The sequence below is a fragment of the Microbacterium sp. CBA3102 genome, assembly GCF_007954505.1.
In the GTDB taxonomy this organism is placed as follows: Bacteria; Actinomycetota; Actinomycetes; order Actinomycetales; family Microbacteriaceae; genus Microbacterium; species Microbacterium aurugineum.
On the sequence record NZ_CP042412.1, the window covers coordinates 3869122 to 3886003 of the forward strand.

The 16882-nt window shown below is 62.0% G+C and carries 27 protein-coding genes and 1 tRNA gene; all 28 read right to left on the minus strand.

The features are described 5' to 3' along the window. Positions 1-39 precede the first annotated feature (39 nt). A complete protein-coding gene (locus FGL91_RS18680) occupies positions 40-891 on the minus strand; it encodes a hypothetical protein (RefSeq protein ID WP_153244608.1) in 852 nt (283 codons plus the stop codon). 69 nt (positions 892-960) lie between these two features. Next, the gene (locus FGL91_RS18685) at positions 961-1314 is read right to left on the minus strand and encodes a hypothetical protein (protein WP_153244609.1); all 354 of its coding nucleotides are present in this window, start codon (positions 1312-1314) and stop codon (positions 961-963) included. Between the two features lie 23 nt (positions 1315-1337). Then, positions 1338-1544, minus strand: a complete 207-nt coding sequence (locus FGL91_RS18690) for a hypothetical protein (RefSeq protein ID WP_153244610.1) — start codon at positions 1542-1544, stop codon at positions 1338-1340. 5 nt (positions 1545-1549) lie between these two features. After that, the gene (locus tag FGL91_RS18695) at positions 1550-1885 is read right to left on the minus strand and encodes a hypothetical protein (RefSeq protein ID WP_153244611.1); all 336 of its coding nucleotides are present in this window, start codon (positions 1883-1885) and stop codon (positions 1550-1552) included. Beyond that, positions 1882-2295, minus strand: coding sequence for a hypothetical protein (locus FGL91_RS18700; RefSeq protein ID WP_153244612.1), 414 nt, complete (start codon positions 2293-2295; stop codon positions 1882-1884). The genes FGL91_RS18695 and FGL91_RS18700 overlap by 4 nt, the downstream gene beginning before the upstream one ends. 19 nt (positions 2296-2314) lie before the next feature. Then, complete coding sequence (locus FGL91_RS18705) at positions 2315-3241, minus strand: phage major capsid protein (protein ID WP_153244613.1); 927 nt, start codon at positions 3239-3241, stop codon at positions 2315-2317. Positions 3242-3252: 11 nt separating this feature from the next. Further along, positions 3253-3741: a capsid assembly scaffolding protein Gp46 family protein gene (locus FGL91_RS18710; protein ID WP_194239276.1), complete on the minus strand. Its 489-nt coding sequence runs from the start codon at positions 3739-3741 to the stop codon at positions 3253-3255. 85 nt (positions 3742-3826) lie between these two features. Further along, positions 3827-4498: a hypothetical protein gene (locus tag FGL91_RS18715; RefSeq protein WP_153244615.1), complete on the minus strand. Its 672-nt coding sequence runs from the start codon at positions 4496-4498 to the stop codon at positions 3827-3829. Positions 4499-4538: 40 nt separating this feature from the next. Next, positions 4539-5960: a phage portal protein gene (locus FGL91_RS18720; RefSeq protein WP_153244616.1), complete on the minus strand. Its 1422-nt coding sequence runs from the start codon at positions 5958-5960 to the stop codon at positions 4539-4541. Beyond that, complete coding sequence (locus FGL91_RS18725) at positions 5957-7432, minus strand: terminase (protein WP_194239277.1); 1476 nt, start codon at positions 7430-7432, stop codon at positions 5957-5959. The genes FGL91_RS18720 and FGL91_RS18725 overlap by 4 nt, the downstream gene beginning before the upstream one ends. Further along, complete coding sequence (locus tag FGL91_RS18730; protein WP_153244618.1) at positions 7383-7682, minus strand: hypothetical protein; 300 nt, start codon at positions 7680-7682, stop codon at positions 7383-7385. Before FGL91_RS18730 ends, FGL91_RS18725 begins: the two co-directional genes overlap by 50 nt. A 12-nt stretch (positions 7683-7694) precedes the next feature. Further along, on the minus strand, positions 7695-8192 hold the full coding sequence (locus FGL91_RS18735) for a bifunctional DNA primase/polymerase (RefSeq protein ID WP_322619400.1): 498 nt from the start codon (positions 8190-8192) through the stop codon (positions 7695-7697). Positions 8193-8856: 664 nt separating this feature from the next. After that, positions 8857-9015 (minus strand): hypothetical protein, encoded by a 159-nt coding sequence (locus FGL91_RS18740; RefSeq protein ID WP_153244620.1) that lies wholly within the window; start codon positions 9013-9015, stop codon positions 8857-8859. Then, positions 9015-9173: a hypothetical protein gene (locus FGL91_RS18745; RefSeq protein ID WP_153244621.1), complete on the minus strand. Its 159-nt coding sequence runs from the start codon at positions 9171-9173 to the stop codon at positions 9015-9017. Before FGL91_RS18745 ends, FGL91_RS18740 begins: the two co-directional genes overlap by 1 nt. Beyond that, on the minus strand, positions 9170-9343 hold the full coding sequence (locus tag FGL91_RS18750; RefSeq protein WP_194239278.1) for a hypothetical protein: 174 nt from the start codon (positions 9341-9343) through the stop codon (positions 9170-9172). Before FGL91_RS18750 ends, FGL91_RS18745 begins: the two co-directional genes overlap by 4 nt. 281 nt (positions 9344-9624) lie before the next feature. After that, positions 9625-9696, minus strand: a tRNA-Asp gene (locus tag FGL91_RS18755). Between the two features lie 243 nt (positions 9697-9939). Then, positions 9940-10563, minus strand: coding sequence for a hypothetical protein (locus FGL91_RS18760; protein WP_153244623.1), 624 nt, complete (start codon positions 10561-10563; stop codon positions 9940-9942). 154 nt (positions 10564-10717) lie between these two features. After that, positions 10718-10945 carry a hypothetical protein gene (locus FGL91_RS18765; protein ID WP_153244624.1) on the minus strand — a complete coding sequence of 76 codons (228 nt, stop codon included), beginning with the start codon at positions 10943-10945 and terminating at the stop codon, positions 10718-10720. Further along, positions 10945-11526, minus strand: a complete 582-nt coding sequence (locus tag FGL91_RS18770; protein WP_153244625.1) for a hypothetical protein — start codon at positions 11524-11526, stop codon at positions 10945-10947. The genes FGL91_RS18765 and FGL91_RS18770 overlap by 1 nt, the downstream gene beginning before the upstream one ends. Next, positions 11523-11939, minus strand: coding sequence for a hypothetical protein (locus FGL91_RS18775; protein WP_153244626.1), 417 nt, complete (start codon positions 11937-11939; stop codon positions 11523-11525). Before FGL91_RS18775 ends, FGL91_RS18770 begins: the two co-directional genes overlap by 4 nt. Before the next feature lie 210 nt (positions 11940-12149). Continuing rightward, entirely contained in the window at positions 12150-12728 is a 579-nt protein-coding gene (locus FGL91_RS18780; RefSeq protein WP_153244627.1) for a hypothetical protein, read from the minus strand. Next, positions 12725-13093, minus strand: a complete 369-nt coding sequence (locus tag FGL91_RS18785; RefSeq protein WP_153244628.1) for a hypothetical protein — start codon at positions 13091-13093, stop codon at positions 12725-12727. The genes FGL91_RS18780 and FGL91_RS18785 overlap by 4 nt, the downstream gene beginning before the upstream one ends. After that, positions 13090-13524 carry a hypothetical protein gene (locus tag FGL91_RS18790; RefSeq protein WP_153244629.1) on the minus strand — a complete coding sequence of 145 codons (435 nt, stop codon included), beginning with the start codon at positions 13522-13524 and terminating at the stop codon, positions 13090-13092. Before FGL91_RS18790 ends, FGL91_RS18785 begins: the two co-directional genes overlap by 4 nt. After that, positions 13521-14753: a DNA cytosine methyltransferase gene (locus tag FGL91_RS18795; RefSeq protein WP_153244630.1), complete on the minus strand. Its 1233-nt coding sequence runs from the start codon at positions 14751-14753 to the stop codon at positions 13521-13523. Before FGL91_RS18795 ends, FGL91_RS18790 begins: the two co-directional genes overlap by 4 nt. Continuing rightward, positions 14750-15274: a hypothetical protein gene (locus FGL91_RS18800; protein WP_153244631.1), complete on the minus strand. Its 525-nt coding sequence runs from the start codon at positions 15272-15274 to the stop codon at positions 14750-14752. Before FGL91_RS18800 ends, FGL91_RS18795 begins: the two co-directional genes overlap by 4 nt. Next, the gene (locus FGL91_RS18805; RefSeq protein WP_153244632.1) at positions 15271-15435 is read right to left on the minus strand and encodes a hypothetical protein; all 165 of its coding nucleotides are present in this window, start codon (positions 15433-15435) and stop codon (positions 15271-15273) included. Before FGL91_RS18805 ends, FGL91_RS18800 begins: the two co-directional genes overlap by 4 nt. Positions 15436-15735: 300 nt before the next feature. Beyond that, positions 15736-16320 (minus strand): hypothetical protein, encoded by a 585-nt coding sequence (locus tag FGL91_RS18810; protein ID WP_153244633.1) that lies wholly within the window; start codon positions 16318-16320, stop codon positions 15736-15738. Continuing rightward, on the minus strand, positions 16295-16882 hold a 588-nt coding region (locus tag FGL91_RS18815), incomplete at its 5' end, for a hypothetical protein (protein WP_227991761.1). The genes FGL91_RS18815 and FGL91_RS18810, both read right to left, overlap by 26 nt.

A 16882-nucleotide genomic window follows, 5' to 3' on the forward strand; every position in this document is an offset into this window, starting at 1 on the left:
GATGAGCGGGTCGCCACTCACTCATCCCCGGAGATGGGGTCACGCCGGGGTCACGACCACGGCCGGCGAGGAGCCGCCCGTCAGGCTGGAACCGTCCGCCGTGAGCATCCGAGCAGACGTGAACGTGATCGTCTTGGTGGTCGTCCCGGTGACAGTTGCGCCCGTAACGCCTGCGATCGCGTTCAGTGCGCTCTGCACGGCCGTAGCGTTCGCGTCGTACGCGATCGCAGCGGATGCGACACCATCAACGGAGAGCGTGTAGGTGCCACCAGTCGGGGTTCCAGTGATCTCCGACGTCCACTCCAGAGATCCCGTCTCCGCCACGAAGCCCCAGGACTTGAAGTGGTATGGCGCCGAAGCCCCACCCTTGAACGTCTTGAAGGTGATGCCGTACGCGAGCAGCGTCGTCCGATTGAAGGTGATCGCTTCACGAGACGAGTTGTCGAGCTGGACGTTGGGGTAATGGACCAGGATCAAACGATCCTTCTGATCCAGGCCGGCAGTCACCACGTCGTACCGCTTCGAAGCGGACGCCTTCGTGACCGTGACAGACCCATCAGAGGGATCCACCTCCACGTCGAAATACGTAGCCGTGGCCAGCTCATTGCCCTCGAGACCCGAGAAACCGACCGTCCACCACCCCGGGGCGGCTTCGGAGATCAGCGGGTCTCCGTTGTGACCGGTGAGGTTGGTCTCATCGCCCGGAACCGGGGTGAGAACATACCCGTCGTCGGAGTAGTACCCGAGCTGAGTGCTGGCATCAGATGGCGTCCAGCTCGTTCCAGTGGGGACGTCGGAAGTCCCCACCTCGCGGATGAAGATAGCCCCATCCTTGATCAGCCGGGCAAGATCAGCGTCAACCCCGGTCTCCATGTACGCAGGCTTAGCCATAGCGTTTCTCCTTCTGTAGGTAGATGCCCACGGCGACAAGGGCGAGGAAAGTGACCGGGGCCACGAATGTCAGACCGCAACCTCAAGGAGGACGGTCGAATAGAGGAACTCGAGCTTGGTGATCGAGTCAGTCGTTCGCGACGGACCCGACTCGACATCGGCGGACAGAATTACTCCCGAAGTGTTCGACTCGAGCCAGGCGTTGGCCTCTGATGCGAGGTCGAAAGCGTCGCCGATATCAGAGGTGCCATCGGGTCGCACAGACCATGCGGACACACCCACGCGGCAGTACCGCGAAATCGGGGTCACCTTCTGCTGCAGGTCAGCGCGGATCACCAGCATCCGGTAAGGATTCGGACGATCTGGTTTGACGTTGAACGTGTCTTCAACTGACGAAAGACCCGCTATCAACAGGGCTTCCATATCGGGAGACGTGGTAGGGATCGTCACAGTCGCCACCCGCCGATCACGCGGCTAAGGGTGCCGTTCTGTGCCTCATCGGCGAGATCTCCATAGACGCGAGCTCGGGCGCGTGATGGCGCTTCCTCAGCGACCCCATCCGAACCCACGATCCCGCTGAGGAGCGCTTGAGTTTCGGCACCCTTGAGGATCTGATCCCGGAACGCCTTCCTGTTCAGAACGAACTTTGTCACGCGCATCACGGGACTCCTTCGTTCGAATCTCGAAGCGTCACTACGAGCCCCCCGATGCCCGGGCCTCGCCATTCTGCTGGGATGGAATAGACCTCGTACTCAATCCCTCGGACGCGGACACGATCGTCCTCGCGAATGTCAGGGAATGCGTTGAGCCAGTACAACGACGGTTCAACGATGGTCGCCGAACGCCCCACCTCGAGCGCTGGGATGACGTCCTTGGGGGCGAACAGAGCGAGCTCGTCGATCGGTGTCTCTACCGTCCCGTAGACGGCATTGCCGTAGCGATCGACCCCGGTCTTTTCGCGCCTGAGCCTGGTGACCTGATCTACGCCCTTCACGGCATCGGCTCCCAAGGATTCGGGCCAAAACCGAAGCCCCAGTCGGTCATCGGAACCGTGAAAGCGACCTGTTGCCCGCACCCGAGGAGGGCACGATCAGACTTGGTCAGATACAGATCACCTGTTGGGTTCGAGAACTGCTGTGTCTGTTGGAAAGGACCAGCACCAGCCTGCACGGAGTTGACGCCGATCCCATCAACACCACCGGGTGTTGCCATGGCTCGCTTCACCATCTCGCAAGAAACGATCAACCGTGCTTCAAGCTCCTGCGCGGTGGGAGGCTCAGAAGGCGGACACAGCGCGTCCAGCCGGACGGCTGCATCCCCCAGCAGCACGCTGGCTCGCTGGTACTCCGAACCAGAGAGGGTGCGCCAACGATCTTCCAGATCGGATACCTCTGCATACGTCATGGCGCACCCTCCCCTTCGTTTAGGCGCGAGTCGCGTCAGTCAGCTTCCGGAACCGCGCGATATCGCGGTACTGGAAACCGATCTCGATCTCGGCGCGGACAGCGAACATGTTGCGCTGCCACAGGTTGATGATGTTCGGCACTTCGTCCTCGCCCACGGTGATCGTGCCATCCGTGATCGAAGCCTGGTCCGAGATGCTGATCGAGACACCCTCGACCGAGCCCCAGAATGCGGAGTCCCAGTCACCGGCGAAACCGATCGTGTTCGGGGTTCCCGCCGCCTGAACGCCCTGCGTGTAGTACACGGGCTCACCCAGGATCGTGGGAACAGACGAACCAGCCTGGATCGACTCGAGCAGAAGCGGACGGCCCGTGGTGTCCACCTGTCCGAGAAGGAGGCCCTTCGCCTGGCTGGACAGCGCCCACCCGTCGAGGGTGCCGCCACCATTCGCGATCTCGGTGTACGCCTGCACCAGACCGGCGTAGGTGTTCTTCTTCACGTCCGTCGCGTGCGGCCCGAGAGCGACAGCGGAAGCGCCGCCGAGCTGCCCGAAGTTGGAGCCAGGGGCACCGGTCGACGCGAACACCGTCGAGTCGAACTTCTTCGCGAGGACGCCCGGAAGACGACGAACACACTCGTTGTACAGTGCCGCCGCGTCGCGACGGAACTGGTTGGAGAACGGAACGATCACTGCGAGCGTGTACGGAGTGATGTCCTTCGACCCGAACGTGGGACGCGAAACGGGCTTCTCATCCGTCTCAGCCACCCAGTCAGCCGCAGGGTCGCCCGTGACGATGGGAATCGTCACGCCCGGCCCGGGGAGGGCGATCTGAGTCGCGAGCTGCTGAACAGCCGACGCCTCCTGCATGTTCGACCAAATCTCGTTCGAAATCTCCGCGGGAAGCTGAACACCGCTTGTGGTGCGGTTCACATCAATACCAGCCATGGCTAGTCCTTTCAGTCAATTCCAAGTGCCTGCCCGAAAGCCGCAGCTTTCGAGTGAGGCGCGACCTTGGGCGATTCGCCCTGGCCGGGGATGACCGGGCCTCGTGCCTGCTCACCCCGAAAAGCGATGAGCGCATCTGCCGACGACTCGAGCTCTTCCTGCGTGCTGCCCGAAAGCAGTTCGACAGGGACGCCCTTGGCGGCGGCGACCTCAGCACGAGTGGCCTTCAGTTCAAGCTCGGCTGCACGCTTCTCAGCGGCATCCAGACGCTCCTGAGCCTTCTGCGCTTCGGTCTTCTGCGACTCCTCGAACTCCGCGAGCTTGGCGATAGCCGCCTGACCCTCGTCGTAGTTCGCGAACTTCGCGCGCTCCCGAGCAATGCGAGCTTGGATGGCCTTGTCGAAGTCCTCCTGCGATGTGATCGCCTGGAACTCCTTGGCCTCCGTGCTCTGCCCGTTGGTTTCTTCCGTGCCCGTGGTGGGGGCCGTTTCCTCAGCCATGCTGAGCCTCATTCCGTTTAGGGGCCGTCCGCCCATGGCCGGTGAAACCGTCACCGTGCGGGCACGGAAGAAACTCCATGCAAGATCAGTGGTCGTGAACGCCGTCTGTGAAGTCGTCCGGGAACTGCCGGCGCATCTCCGCAGCAATCACCTTCGGGTCGCCACTGCCGGACGCCTCACGTGCGGACAGGTACTGTGCGTAAAGTCGATCCGGGTCATATCCCGCGATATGCGAACTGCCCGACTCCCACTCAGGGACGATCTGGCAATCACAGTCATCGTGATAGTCGCTCGACACGAGCCCAGCCGTCTCCCGTGTGAGGTACACGAAGCCCCGTGAAGCGAGCATCGAGCACCATGCGCACGTCTTCGCGCCGGTCGGAACCCTGCCAAAACGGGGCTTCGTCCGATCGCGGGCAACGTTCCGCGCGACGGTCTCGCGCCCGCTGTACAGGATGAACCGCTGTAGCGACCCTGACAGGCCCGCCAGCGTCCGATAAGGGTCGTCGGTGAACAACGACCCGGCGTGATACCGAACGTTCTCCACAACGCCCGCAGTCGGGAAAGTGTCCGGGGCGGTTTGCGCCAGGAACGCGCCGGGATGAACCTGTTCGAACCATTCAGCCGCGACTGTCGCGGCCAACTCGCCATACTCACGAGTCAGCAACGGCACTATCTCGATCAGGGCATCCCGAACGCGCTCAGGTGACGCAAGATCCGCTGTTGCGAAGAACCCGGACAACTCGTTCTGAGCCATCCGCACCAGTTCCCGCTGCGCCGCCGTCAACCTGTCAAGGTCATCCCGCGACGTCATCCGGCACCGCCGACTGAACCGCTGGCGTCTGTCGCGCAAGAACCTGGTTCAGCACGGAACCCCCTTGCGCCCGACGCTTATCAGAGAGCAGGCGAGTGATCTCAGCATGCGAGAAGCCCGCGAACTCCAACGCCACCTCAGACTCAGACAGCCATGGGAACACGCTCGACAGCTTCACCAACGCGTCGGCAGAGGTCGAAGGTGAAGTGAACGACGGGTTTGCCCACGACGTATCGAGGCGAGACAACTCGTCCGACACATCCCGACCATCCCGAAGCCGAACAACCCTCTGCCCGACCCGCTTCAACGAACCACCCATAATCCGGTTCTGCGTGCGGGCTGTGTTCACGATTCGCCTGTCGTCCGCGTACAGCGCCTCCGCAGACGGCGGATTGTCCGTCACAATGCCAAGGTTCGACACCGGAACGCCCGTTGCCCCAGAGAACTGAGTGGCAATCGTCCGATACATGTCCGTCAACGGCTGCATCGTCATCTGCGGGAACTGCCCCACAGTCGGAGTGTCACCGTCCTCGTCCTTCGAGATCGCAAACCAACGATCAATCGCCGCCTGCCACTTCCCGCGAGAGAACGCATCCTCGGCGACCCCCAGTGCGTACATACGCGGCGCCGCATAGAAATCAGACGCGAGCTCAGACCGAATAATCGTCAACAGCGCCCGATCAGTGATGTTCATCACCGCACGAGAAATCCGCGACCGACCAAAAGGGCGACCCAACTGCGGGTCATACATCAGCGGCTCAACCAGAACCTCGTTCAGAGTGTTTGGGCGGGAAACCGCAACCCAAGAACCGGACGGTCGGCGGGTCAATGACAGAATCACATCAGGGAACCACGCGTCCATCGCTGTCGGCTGGCCATGGTCGTCTGTGTCGGTGATCGTCAGAGCATCACGGACGACGCGGCGACGCGTATCCCACCGGGCGACAGACCACAGCGCATCACGCGCCATGATCAGCACTTCAGGCTCGCCGGAAGCGACATCACCCAGCGCGGTCGTGATGAACGAACACGAGTGCGTGTACGCCGACGTGATCGCCTGCGGAAGCTCGAGGTCGAACCGGTTCGCGTCAAGAATCCCTGCAAGCTCAAACGGGTCTTGCATCCCACCGGGGGAAACGAACCCCTCGAACACGCTCCGCTCGGCCAGTGCAGAGACGGCCTTATCCGGCCACTCCGACACCGCCTCAACGCGCGCAATCGCCTCAGCCGGGATGTTGCCCGAAGGCTTGATGCGGACGCGCATATCCCGGTATTGAGACCGCAACAGGTTCCGCGGATACTTCGCCTGCCACACAGCGAACAACCCGCGGATGGCGTCAAGCTGCGCCTCATCAACACCCGCGACGAACGTAGGTGCATTCCACACTCCGACGAAAGCCGTCATATCAGCACCTGCTTTCGACCCGGAACACGCTTACTCGTACGCGCGGCCCAATAGGCCGCACAGAAACTCTCCACGGGCGTCTCGTCGCCATCAGGAACGGTGGAGACCCAGCCCCACTGACCGCTTGAACCGCGCTTCTTCGCATCACATACGGCGACTGACGCATCCAGCAGATCGCCTTCAACGCCGATTGGATGCGTGACTGAGCCAGACTTCAAGGCATCCTCAGCCATAGTGTTCGCCTGGAAGTAGTCGGTAGTCGTCATCGTCCGGACCACTTTCTCGGGCACGCCGCGATCGTGAAGCGCCTGTTTCAAGGCGGAACCAGCCGCGCCGACGATTGCGATCATCGAAGCTTCGCGCCAACGGTCAGAAAGCCAGTCAGCGAGGCTCTCAACACCATCTGACGTATCCCCCGAATGCGCAGCGATCAGCTCGACATGGATTCCTTCGTCGTGCTTCACGGCACCGGAGACAGACACCCGCTCGCCATCCTGCGAGTACGCAATCGCGAACGATCGGACGCCGTCGACGGCCGATGCTCGGGTTACCCGCTCGCCACTCCAGAAGTCGGCGGACCAACGACGAGAACCCTCGGCATCGTCATCCCAGATACCCATCCCCTCGCGGCGCCAGTCTGCGTGCGTCAACTTCCTCTTTAGCCGAAGAAGCGACTGCTGAGGCGTCCGCTTCGGATAGGACGGGTTCATCTTCCGCCACTGCGAGCGGTCATCATCCTTAGCGTCCGCGTCAGCGCCGAACTCGATCCACGCACCATCCACCAACGTGCCGGCCAGGGCTTCGCGACGCATCCGCTTGAAGGTCTCGGAGTTATCTTCTGGCTTGGGTGGCGTCCCGATGTACAACTGTAAGCCGAAGCTCGAGGTGTTCATCGTGGCGAGCATGTTCGACATCGCCTTGTCTGAGAGGATCTGCGCCTCATCGAAGATCAGGACATCAACACCAGGAATGCCTCGACCAAACCCGCGTTCACGGGCACCAAACAAGATCCTCGAACCATTGTGGAAGCGGATCTCCTCATCGCCCGAGCCCTTGAACACCTGAGCTACATGCGGAGCGACCTTTGTCCGCTGAGCCATCCCCTGCATTGCAAGGAACGTCTCGCTCGAGGTCGCGGAATGGTGCGCAGTCCAAATCACCAGCAAGCCCGGCATGTTCACACACAGAGCGAAAACTGTGTACCCGACGAGATGAGTCTTGCCAACTTGACGCGGAAGGCTCATCCCCACGCCATCGATCATCGCCGCCAGCGTGCCATCCTCGCGTTTGGCAAAGATGACCCTTCCAGCGCCGTCCTGCCACGGATCGAACTGGGCACCGAGCTTCTCGATGCACGTCTTCAGGACCGAGGGCCACATCGTGGATGCGATATCAGCCGGCACCGCGAGGTGCTTCGCCTGTTCAGATAGTCGCGGCGTCCCAGCTCTCATCTTCGACGACGTCGTTGGCATCAGCGCCGTCCTCCTTCGCCCGAAGATCCAGCGCCTCGATCTCTTTCGAGATGTCCTGAAGGCGTCGGGTCAGCGCCGCAAGATCACGCGGCGGGCAATCCGGGTTCGTCACCGTAAGGGCGATTCGCTCACGCATTGAAACAAGAAGCGATCGGTGGTCACCGCTCGCCGCGGCCTGCGCGACAGTGAGCTTCGCTGGCGGCGTCTCATCTTCCCCAACCGCTCGGAGGTTCTTGCGCGCAGAAGGCATCGCAACCTCCGATCAGATCAGGACAGAATCACCCGTCACCCGAATGAACCGCTCCCGCGTGTAACGCTCCACATTGCCGCGCTTCCAACCGCGCTCCTCGGGAGCCTCAATGAATACATGAAATCCATTACCCGACATCGAACGCTCGATAAACACGACCGGCTCGACCACGCCAGCCACAAAGTCCCGCAAGTCCGCGTCGGACACGTGATCAAGGTCATAGCAACCAAGCCCGCCACCGAGCATCACGCCCATGCCGTCGCCCGCGCTTGAACGTCGAACCGCATCGAAGGAGGCCCACGTAGACGGGTCGGTAGACGACGCGGCGCGACCGTCGCAGCGAATCGGACGCTTACCGTCAGCGCGGACCCAGCATGGGATGCTCGTCATCCGTGATGGGAGACGCTTCGTGGACCGATGCCAGTAGACCCGGCATTTCGGAGAGCAGAACCGCGCGCCAGCGCGAGAGAGGTTGTTATTCGCCCCACACTGCTCACACCTCTGATCCATGTCTCTAGTCTAGCGCACCTGTTACGGATAATCCGCGTGTTTTCAGGGATTCTTCCGTAGCCCGCCAGGGCGCCTACCAGCATCTCCCCTGCGCCGAAATGATCCCCAAACGCTTACCGACACAACGGATCGGCACGCAGGCGCGCTCCTAGCGCTCCCCAGGGCCACACCAGCATCGGCGCTGGGGTTGTGGAAAAACGTGGTAGATAGATCGGCCCTATACCTTCGGGGTGGCCTCGGACGGGAGGGGGAGGGGTGGTGCCCCGTGCCGTTTTGGTCCGCCTACCACTTGATGAGGTTCGTGGTCACCTTGGGTGCCTGTTGTTGCGCGTTCTTTGCGTGGAACTCTGCGATGGTGAGCGTTCCTTTGCGTCTGTTGCAGGCTCTGTGCATGAGGTGGGTGTTGTTCCGATCGTAGGGTGACCCTCCTCTTGCGCGGGGTAGGTCTTCGTCGACCTCTCCCCGGTTGTCGTCCGGTATGCATCCGGCGCAGTTGCCTTTGCAGCGTGGCCCGTGGGCACCTGGCCGCATGCTGAGGGTCTTGTCGACGTGCCCCCCGCAAAGCGCACACCGGGTCTCTTCCGCGAGCACCCGTGCCCGCAGTTCACGCCTCCGGTGCCCGTTGGCGTTGGCTGACTGGGTGGGCATGTCCCTCACCTCGCGCTCAGTCGTCTTCCCAGTTGCGCATGGGGCGCATGACTCGGGGGCTGACGTGGTTCTTGCGGGCGGCGACGTTCTCGGCTTCGCATTCCATCTCGCACGCCATCATGGCGGCGTAGGTGTGACGGTCAATTCCGCAGAGCTCGCAGACGTAGGCGCTCATCAGTCCGCCCATGCGTCGATGCGTGCGGCGAGTGCGGCGAGGTTGTTCTCGACGTTGATGATGTAGTCGATGAGCTGGGGCTTGGTCATGGCCGCGAGTTCACGGCGACGCTGCAGGTCGGTGCGCACGGCGTTGTGCACGTCCTTGATGTCGCTCACGGTTGCAGCACTCCTTTGATCCAGGTCCGGGCCTTGGGTACGAGGTCGGTGGGGTCTTCGGGTTCGATGCGGGTGAACATCCAGCCGATCCAGGGCCAGCCGAGGATGTGCCAGAGGATCATGAGGGTGACGCCGGCGATGAACGCGATGAGGATTCTCATGGCTTTCATTCGCTGAGCGTGTATCGCAAGTCGATTAGCGTGTCAGCCTGTCGCGCGAGCTCGATGAAGTACCGAGTTCCATGCGATCCGCAGTACGCGAGCGTGCTCCCGGAGGGCATCTTGGCGAAGACGTAAGCCTTTACGTGCGCCTCAGCGGGGCACGCATCGCATTCGTCTCGATCGACAGTGACAGCATCCACGATCACTCTCCCTTGGTAGTGGGGGGTGGAGTCGAAGGAAAGGAAAACCTGCGGCGTAGTCCGTGGACCAGTGGGGGCAGGTGTCTTGTGCGCCTCCGAGGAGTTTCGAAATCCCGGCCTCCCGCTCGACAGGCGGGCGCTCTTCCTCTGAGCTACGAAGGCATTGACCGTATGCGTCTCCGGTCTACGAGCACTTTTCCAGTTGGTGGCCCCTTGAACGCGGGCCTGTCGCCGCTTTGCCTAGCGGCTTCTCACCGAGCTGGCCGGGTTGATGGTCACCGACGTGCCGGGAGCACAAGAAAACCCCCGACGAGAGGCGTCAGGGGCTGATTTTTCACACAGTGGTGGAAGGCATCTCCAATCGTACAGGATGAAACTACATGCGTGTAGTCCGATTCTGGCGTGTCATGCCGTGTCCCTCTCGTTGAGTTCGTCCCGCAGCTCTTCCATCGCGTCTCCTCCAACCCAGACAGCATCGCACGCGCGGCACATCACGCGGGAGTTCTTCCACATGTGGTCGCTGTCAGGACGGTAGGCGAGGGCGAGGGGGTTGGTGATCCTCTCCCCCATGTCGTTGACGTAGGATCCTTCCCCGCAGACGGGGCAGGGTGCGGTGATCTCCACAACCTTGGGCGGGTTGACCATTGCCCTGATCTGTGCCGCCCATGCCCGGAGTTGCCCGAGGTAGAACTCTTCGGGTTCGTCGCGGGTGAGGAAGGCGACATGCCAGGCTCTGAGGTCGGTCACGGCGTCACGAGTGATCTGGTCCCCGGTCATGCCGGCCATGCGACACCAGTCTCCGATCTGAGAGGTGATGATCGCCGCCTTCTGCAGTGCGTCACTATCGAGGACGTTGCGGGTTGATGGCAGTCCGCCTGCCCCTGAACCTGAGTTGAGTGACGAGGATACGGCTTCGCGGAGTTGCACGAGTAGCGCGTCTTCGGTCGCCCATGTGTGTCCGTCGTCGGTCTGCACCTTCACGGGTTTCGGGAGGGTCAGGTCATCCACTGCGTCGTTGAGCTCGGTCATCGCTTCCTCCTTGGTAGCCATGCGGCATAGGGTCCGCGTCCAATCACCAGTCGACGGGTGACGCGTGCGCTGATCGAGTTGCCGTCGCCGTAGCGCATGTCCTCTATGTACCGCTTGTCGGCGGATCGGATTGCTCGGAGTCGGTTCGAGATCCTCATTCCTCTCTTCCTTCCTGCTGTACGCCGGACAGCGCACGGGCCATTCGCTCTTCGATGTGGCAGTCGGGGTGGTCGTAGCCCCACCACTCAGCAGCCCCAGGCATCGACGCCCCGAGGTACACGCGGTAGCGACTAACCTTTCGCAGCCAGATCCAGCCGCAGCACGTCCGAACGGGGTGCCACGCGAACCAGCCGTGCTTGTGCCCGTAGTTCCAGAGGGCCATCACTTTTCTCCTTCCTGCTGTACTGGGAGCCATGGTCCAGCGACTCGGCGGCGCACGATGTACTCACCGGTCTCTTCCCATCGCACACCCGTGAAGCTCTCATGTGTCACACGATCAGTTCCGCAAGTGTCGACATCGTTCGTGGCGGGATCGTATATCCCGTACTCCCAGTCGGGTTCTTCGGTTACGACACCAGCAGCGATCAGGGCATCAGCGGCTTCGAGTGCCGCAGTGATACCGATCGTCGTCGACTCATAGCCGGACCCGACCTGAATAGACGAGATCTCGTCAGCGATCCATGTGCGAAGCTTGCTCACCGCTCCTACCTGCCCTTTCTCGATCGGGGTTTCGGCATCTGCTCGGCTTCCTGGGTGTCGCGTAGTGACACACTCGGCCAGGTCGTCCATGAACCGCATGACGCACTCACACGGGTACGTCTGACAAGCGCAGTATTCACCGCCTTCACCTCGTAGGAGTGTTGATGCGACCTTCCACACGTCCCGGATGATCTCGCGTGGGTCGGCGGTGCCGTCGTACTCTCCTAGTGCATTGATTCGCTCCACCATCGTCTGTTCGCTCATCGGTTTACTTCCTCTTCCTGCTCGACTAGGCCGAACCAGCGGTCCAGCGCACGGGCGATCCGCTTCCGTAGTGCTGGTGCCACGTACTTCGGGCAACGAGGGTTGTGCTCGCAGGTGCAGTCGTATCCGCCGTTCAGGATGCGTGGGCATGCCCCGCAGCACGTATCGGGGAGCTCGTGGAGCAACACAAGCGGCTCAACCTCGTCGGAGTGACCTGGCGAGGTGTTGCGAATGTAGGACGTGACACGGAGCGCCGTTTCCGGGTCGCGATAGAGCTGCGCGCCCACAGTGGAATGCCAGTAGACTCCTGCGCCTTCGCGGACGCGTACGGCGTAGTGATAGCGCCAGGGCTCACGGTCATCCGACTTCCATCGCACGATGTCGATCTCGTCGGGGACTTCGCTGAGCTTCATCGGTTCTGTTCCTCTCGGTTCTCGCGTGGGGTGGCGAGCACGTCACTGGCATTTCGCGTACACCCACACTTCGGTACTGGGCTCCAGGGGAACCCTGATCCTGTGGCGAAGCACCCACCGTTGCGTGGCGAACGGTCTTCGCCTGCGTGATCGAGGGCGACGTGCCCGCACGCGCACATGACGTACTCGATCTCATGAAAGAGCGTGGGCTCAGCCATGTCGGTTCTCTCCCTTGGTGACGGAGGATGCAGCAGACAGAGCGGCACGCATGGCCTCCCCGGCGCGGAGGTGTGCGTTGGCCGACCATGCTCGACAAGCCGCCTGCACCTGCGCGTCGGACGGTTCGGCCCGTTCGCTCTGAACAATCGACGCGGGAACCGAACCATCGTGCGTCACGGGATCATCGCAGTTGCATGGCGCTGGCCAGTCACCGCACAGCGCGTCCGGCTCGGTGCTCGGCTCTGGTACCTCGGTACGACGGAAGCCAGTAGCGAACTTCGCTCCCTCGATGAACGCGTTCTGCAACGCCTGACGCATGTACTTCGCGACCTCAGCGTGCGGGTACCGGCGAATAGCTTCATCCCGCCATGCTTCCCGCTCGTCGTCGGTTGGGGTGTGCGCCTTCTCGAACACGGCCAGAGCGGCACGAGCGTTGTCTCGATACCAGTCCAGCGTCTCCAGATTCATGGACGTATAGTCGTCGCCCGCACGCCCCTTGTCGATGTCGTCGCCGTGCATCGCTTTCGCGGCTTCCCAGATCAGTTTCTCCCGGTCGGTGTTGTCGGTCATGATTTGTCCTCCTGGTCTTCGTGGATACCGAACCGGGTAACCACGGCAAGTTCGGACGGGGTGAGGTCAGGGGTGATGGGTTCGATGTTGACGCCCTCTTCGTACGAGATGTCGACGGCGACGCTGGCGAGGATCCGGTCCGGGTAGCTGCGGATGGAGTCCTCGATGCCAACCGCCTCGACCCACTCGACCGCCCAGCACTGGTGCCCGGTCTCGGTTGCCTCTTCGCTGCTCCAAGACTCAAGCAGCGTGTCCTTGGGGCGGCTCCGGCACGGTGCGTCTTCGGGTGCGGTGCAGGTGAACCCGCGGTGCAGTTCTCCGCTCTCGATCTTCAGTTCGACGTGGTGGTAGTTCTGGGTGCTCATGTGAGTCTTTCCTTCGTGAGTTGATCCAGTTCGTCGGATCGGAACGGGTTGGAGATGTCGGTGATTTCGACACGAAAGTGGGCGAGTTCACCGGGTTGGTGTTCGATGACGAGCCGGGGTTTGTCCATGAACTCCCTGGTGTCGTCATGGACGATGCGGGCGGACACTCCACGGTCACTTCCGATGGCGTCGTAGATGACCTTGCAGAACGGGTCTGGGCCGTCCTCGTCCCGCTTGTGACGCGTCGGGACCACCCACACGACCTGGATCGAGACGCGTTGCAGTTTCGGGATCTTCGCCACCCTGCACAGCACAGCGACGCGTTCACGGACCTCCTGTGCCGATCGGGCTTTCACCCGCCAGTGGCATCGGTCGTTCGCGTGGAGCCCCTTGGGCGGGCGTTCGTACGGGAGCTCGAGAGTCCAGGTCATCCGGCCACCTCCGCAAATACGTGATCCCAGGCATCGCGCTCACCTGCGGGCGCAAGGAGCGCTGACAGCACCGCTTGGGCAAGCAGCGGAGGAACGGCGTTGCCGATCGCGAGGAACCTCTCTCCCTGGTTTCCGGGCCACGCCATGTCGTTCGGAAATGACTGCAGTGCGGCTGCCTCCAGGTAGGTCAGTCGCAGCGACGTTCCCGATTGCTCGCCGTGCTCGTGGTGCTCGCGGGCGGTGATGCGCGGATCGCCCGCCACCGTTGTCGCCGGAGCGTCGAGCCACTCCCAGTCTCGAAGCTCCTCACGAAACACGAAACTGCCCGGCTCCATGCCGCCAGCGTTGCCCCGGATCGTGAACGCAGGCTGATCGAGCGATCTTCCCGGCCGCTCGCCGTGGCGCTTCACCATCCCTGATCCCATTGCCTTGCGTGCGACCCACTTCATCCGGTCGGCCTTGCTCGTCAGGGTCGGCGAAGGCTCATCGCCGTCACGCTCTCCCAGCTCGCCTGTCGATCCATCTGAGTAGTTCGAACGCAACACGCGCCCCGCGCCATCGAACCCGAGCGCTTCCGCCATCGACACCCACTTCTTGACGCCAGGGTCGAGAATCGTCGGTTCGGTGGAATAGTAGCGGGAGTGTGTCGGGGCGGGTGGTGAGACCTTCCCGTCAAGTCGTGCCATGAGAATCGCTCTCTTCCGGGTCTGCGGCACCCCGTACTGTTCGGCGCGGAGGATGCCCGCCCACACGGAGTAGCCGAACGTGCGGAGGACTCGCGCAATGGCATGCCATACCGGCAGCACCTCGGGCACCTGCTCCAGTGCGACGAGTTCAGGGCGGTGAGCCCAGATGTGCGCGAGGGGGGTCAGCACTAGCGCGGTACGTGGGTCCATGTGTTCTGTGAGCCCGTGGAGGCTTGCTGCGTCCTTCCACCGCTCCTCGTCGATCGCGGTAAGCACGTCATCCAGAGCTGCCCTGCCCTCACCGTGCCCGGCCATACTGAACGTCTGGCACGGCGGGGACGCGATGTAGAGCCGATGGTTGGGAACAAGCCAGGGATGGAATAGTCCGGACCAGACGTCGCGGTAGATCGTTCTCATGCTGTTCGCGGACCGGATGCGGATCAGGCTTCCCGCGTTGTCTACTCCGTACTCTCGGATGTCCAGACGGTGCGCCGCGACTCCCCAGCCGACGCCTGCGAAGTGATCAACAGCGACGGTGTTCATGAAGAAGCCCCCGTGGTTGCGGGGGCTGGGTTGGGGGTGAGGTTCAGGTAGTGTCTGACACCTTTGATCTGGGTGCGTGTCTTCCCCATGTGTTCGGCTATCTGCGAGTCGGTGAGTCCTTGGCCGTGGAGGCGGTGGATTTCGACCTGCAGTGTGGTGGTGGGTGTGCCGTCGCCTTTGCGGATGGTGGACCGTGCTCGTTCGCGGCGTCCACGGCGGGCGGCGTTGTGGCGTTTGCGGGCCTCTTCGCGGGTCTGGGCGGTACGTGTCGCTTTGGCTTGTTTCGCGGCCTCCTGTGCGGCTTCCAGGGCTTCCCGTGCCCGTTCCTGTTCGATGGTGACGATCTCGAGTGGTGTCATCCCGGCTTTCATCTGCCGGTTGAATGCGTAGTCGCCCACATATCGGGTGTGGACGGTGGCGCAGGACACTTCGGATGGGCAGTGGTTCGTTGTGCACCCGCCCTTGAAGCCCTCGATCGTCCCGTGCGGGTAGGTGGTGTCGGTGATGATGTCAGCGTTCATGCCGTTCTCCTGATTGCGGCGTCGAAGCGTGCGGCCTCGAGCGTGCGTTGGATGGACTGGTGGGCGTCGGTGTTGAACAGTTCCCGTTGAAGCCGGCGCCGGTACTTCGTGTCGGCCGCGAATCGTTCTTCACACGCCTGGATGTACGCGTCGAGGCTCATCGCTGGCCCCGGGGCGTGTGGATGCTGCAGCACTGGTGGGGGCCGTGGTGTCCGTGCAGGAGTCCGCAACGGTGACCGTTGGGCATGGCCTCCCTGCACATGGATTGTCCGTTCATGGGTGTCTCCGTTAATGGGAAAGGCCACTACCCGTTCTGCTTGGAGGTAGTGGCCTGTGGATAACTCTTTGCTCCGAAGAGCAGAGAATCTTTAGATTCGTAGCGGGTTGCGTGTTGCTTGTTGCACGTTGCTAGTTGTAGGCGGCTGGTAAACCGCTGGGGTAGGTTCGGCGAAACCGCTGGGTTAATCGCTGGGTAAACCACTGGGTAAATCGGTGAGGAAGTACGCCTGTCCCGCCATTGGAAGATCGGTTTCCATCGTCTTCGCGCTGATCGCGTTCTGCTTCAGGATCGTCTTCACTTGCGGCTTCTCCCATGCCGGCCAGTCGTCGTTAGACTTCTGCAGTCGTTGGAGTTCGTAGACGAGTGCCGCCCTGATCTTTCGCGACCCGATTACCCCGTATTCCTTCGCCATCGTCACCGACAGTCGAGGGTTTTTGAGGATCGGGTCGTGCTTCAGGTAGGAGCGGATCATCACCTCTTCGGTCATCTCGTCGATCACAATGAAGTGGGCGTCTGAGAGTTCGGAAGCAGCGAGGAGGGTCGCTTGTGGCGTGTTCTCCGCCGACCTTTGTGCCATCCTTCCGACATGCCAGGATGCGACCCCGCAGTAGTTCAGCGTGGGGTCGGACAGCAACACCATGTAGAGGTGTTGTGCGGGTACGGTGAGGTTCAGCCAGTCGTCGTCGGACCAGATGTCGTGTCTGAGCTGGCCGTATTCTTTCGGCACGTCGATCCCCCTCTCATAGTGGGCCTTCGAGTTCGGCACGCTTGGTGATGAGCGCACCCTGAATCTCGGGTGTCTGGTCGATGCCGAGTGATGCTGCGTGCTTCTCGATCGCGTCGAGCTTGGTGACATCGGCCGCGGTATCGATGGCGTTGAGAGCACGCGTGATGTCGTCACCGTTCGATGGTGTCGGCGCAGGTGCGTCTCCGAGTGGTTGGATCATCACCTTTTTGGTCTTGCCGCGGGTGATGACGTGTTTCGCTTCGAATGCTTTCTCGATGTGACTCATGGCGCGAATCCTGATCCCTCCGACTGGTTGCCCAGCCCACAGCACCTCGGGATCGTTGAACAGTGTGAGCCGGCGACCAACCCACACGGTCGCCTCTGTCCCCCACACCTGAACGATGTCCCTGAGTGCTGTCTTCGATGGCTTCCAGGGGCGTGATGGTCCGTACGCATCGGTGATGATGTGCACGGGTTGATCTGCTGGCCCCGGTTTCACGTCAACGATGGTGACCGTGACATCACGGCCTACGAGGTCGATCGCGTTGAGCTGATCAGACTTCGCGACGATTGCTGCTGACACGTCCATCAGAACGTGATC

What these genes read in the sequence shown, in the direction of transcription:
- FGL91_RS18800 (WP_153244631.1), bottom strand. Translation starts at nt 15,274, where the DNA reads ATGAACGCTGACATCATCACCGACACCACCTACCCGCACGGGACGATC.
- FGL91_RS18770 (WP_153244625.1), bottom strand. Translation starts at nt 11,526, where the DNA reads ATGAGCGAACAGACGATGGTGGAGCGAATCAATGCACTAGGAGAGTAC.
- FGL91_RS18790 (WP_153244629.1), bottom strand. Translation starts at nt 13,524, where the DNA reads ATGACCTGGACTCTCGAGCTCCCGTACGAACGCCCGCCCAAGGGGCTC.
- FGL91_RS18700 (WP_153244612.1), bottom strand. Translation starts at nt 2,295, where the DNA reads ATGACGTATGCAGAGGTATCCGATCTGGAAGATCGTTGGCGCACCCTC.
- FGL91_RS18795 (WP_153244630.1), bottom strand. Translation starts at nt 14,753, where the DNA reads ATGAACACCGTCGCTGTTGATCACTTCGCAGGCGTCGGCTGGGGAGTC.
- FGL91_RS18715 (WP_153244615.1), bottom strand. Translation starts at nt 4,498, where the DNA reads ATGGCTCAGAACGAGTTGTCCGGGTTCTTCGCAACAGCGGATCTTGCG.
- FGL91_RS18680 (WP_153244608.1), bottom strand. Translation starts at nt 891, where the DNA reads ATGGCTAAGCCTGCGTACATGGAGACCGGGGTTGACGCTGATCTTGCC.
- FGL91_RS18685 (WP_153244609.1), bottom strand. Translation starts at nt 1,314, where the DNA reads ATGGAAGCCCTGTTGATAGCGGGTCTTTCGTCAGTTGAAGACACGTTC.
- FGL91_RS18785 (WP_153244628.1), bottom strand. Translation starts at nt 13,093, where the DNA reads ATGAGCACCCAGAACTACCACCACGTCGAACTGAAGATCGAGAGCGGA.
- FGL91_RS18780 (WP_153244627.1), bottom strand. Translation starts at nt 12,728, where the DNA reads ATGACCGACAACACCGACCGGGAGAAACTGATCTGGGAAGCCGCGAAA.
- FGL91_RS18730 (WP_153244618.1), bottom strand. Translation starts at nt 7,682, where the DNA reads ATGCCTTCTGCGCGCAAGAACCTCCGAGCGGTTGGGGAAGATGAGACG.
- FGL91_RS18750 (WP_194239278.1), bottom strand. Translation starts at nt 9,343, where the DNA reads ATGAAAGCCATGAGAATCCTCATCGCGTTCATCGCCGGCGTCACCCTC.
- FGL91_RS18765 (WP_153244624.1), bottom strand. Translation starts at nt 10,945, where the DNA reads ATGGCCCTCTGGAACTACGGGCACAAGCACGGCTGGTTCGCGTGGCAC.
- FGL91_RS18735 (WP_322619400.1), bottom strand. Translation starts at nt 8,192, where the DNA reads ATGGATCAGAGGTGTGAGCAGTGTGGGGCGAATAACAACCTCTCTCGC.
- FGL91_RS18710 (WP_194239276.1), bottom strand. Translation starts at nt 3,741, where the DNA reads ATGGCTGAGGAAACGGCCCCCACCACGGGCACGGAAGAAACCAACGGG.
- FGL91_RS18760 (WP_153244623.1), bottom strand. Translation starts at nt 10,563, where the DNA reads ATGACCGAGCTCAACGACGCAGTGGATGACCTGACCCTCCCGAAACCC.
- FGL91_RS18720 (WP_153244616.1), bottom strand. Translation starts at nt 5,960, where the DNA reads ATGACGGCTTTCGTCGGAGTGTGGAATGCACCTACGTTCGTCGCGGGT.
- FGL91_RS18740 (WP_153244620.1), bottom strand. Translation starts at nt 9,015, where the DNA reads ATGAGCGCCTACGTCTGCGAGCTCTGCGGAATTGACCGTCACACCTAC.
- FGL91_RS18805 (WP_153244632.1), bottom strand. Translation starts at nt 15,435, where the DNA reads ATGAGCCTCGACGCGTACATCCAGGCGTGTGAAGAACGATTCGCGGCC.
- FGL91_RS18725 (WP_194239277.1), bottom strand. Translation starts at nt 7,432, where the DNA reads ATGCCAACGACGTCGTCGAAGATGAGAGCTGGGACGCCGCGACTATCT.
- FGL91_RS18775 (WP_153244626.1), bottom strand. Translation starts at nt 11,939, where the DNA reads ATGAAGCTCAGCGAAGTCCCCGACGAGATCGACATCGTGCGATGGAAG.
- FGL91_RS18705 (WP_153244613.1), bottom strand. Translation starts at nt 3,241, where the DNA reads ATGGCTGGTATTGATGTGAACCGCACCACAAGCGGTGTTCAGCTTCCC.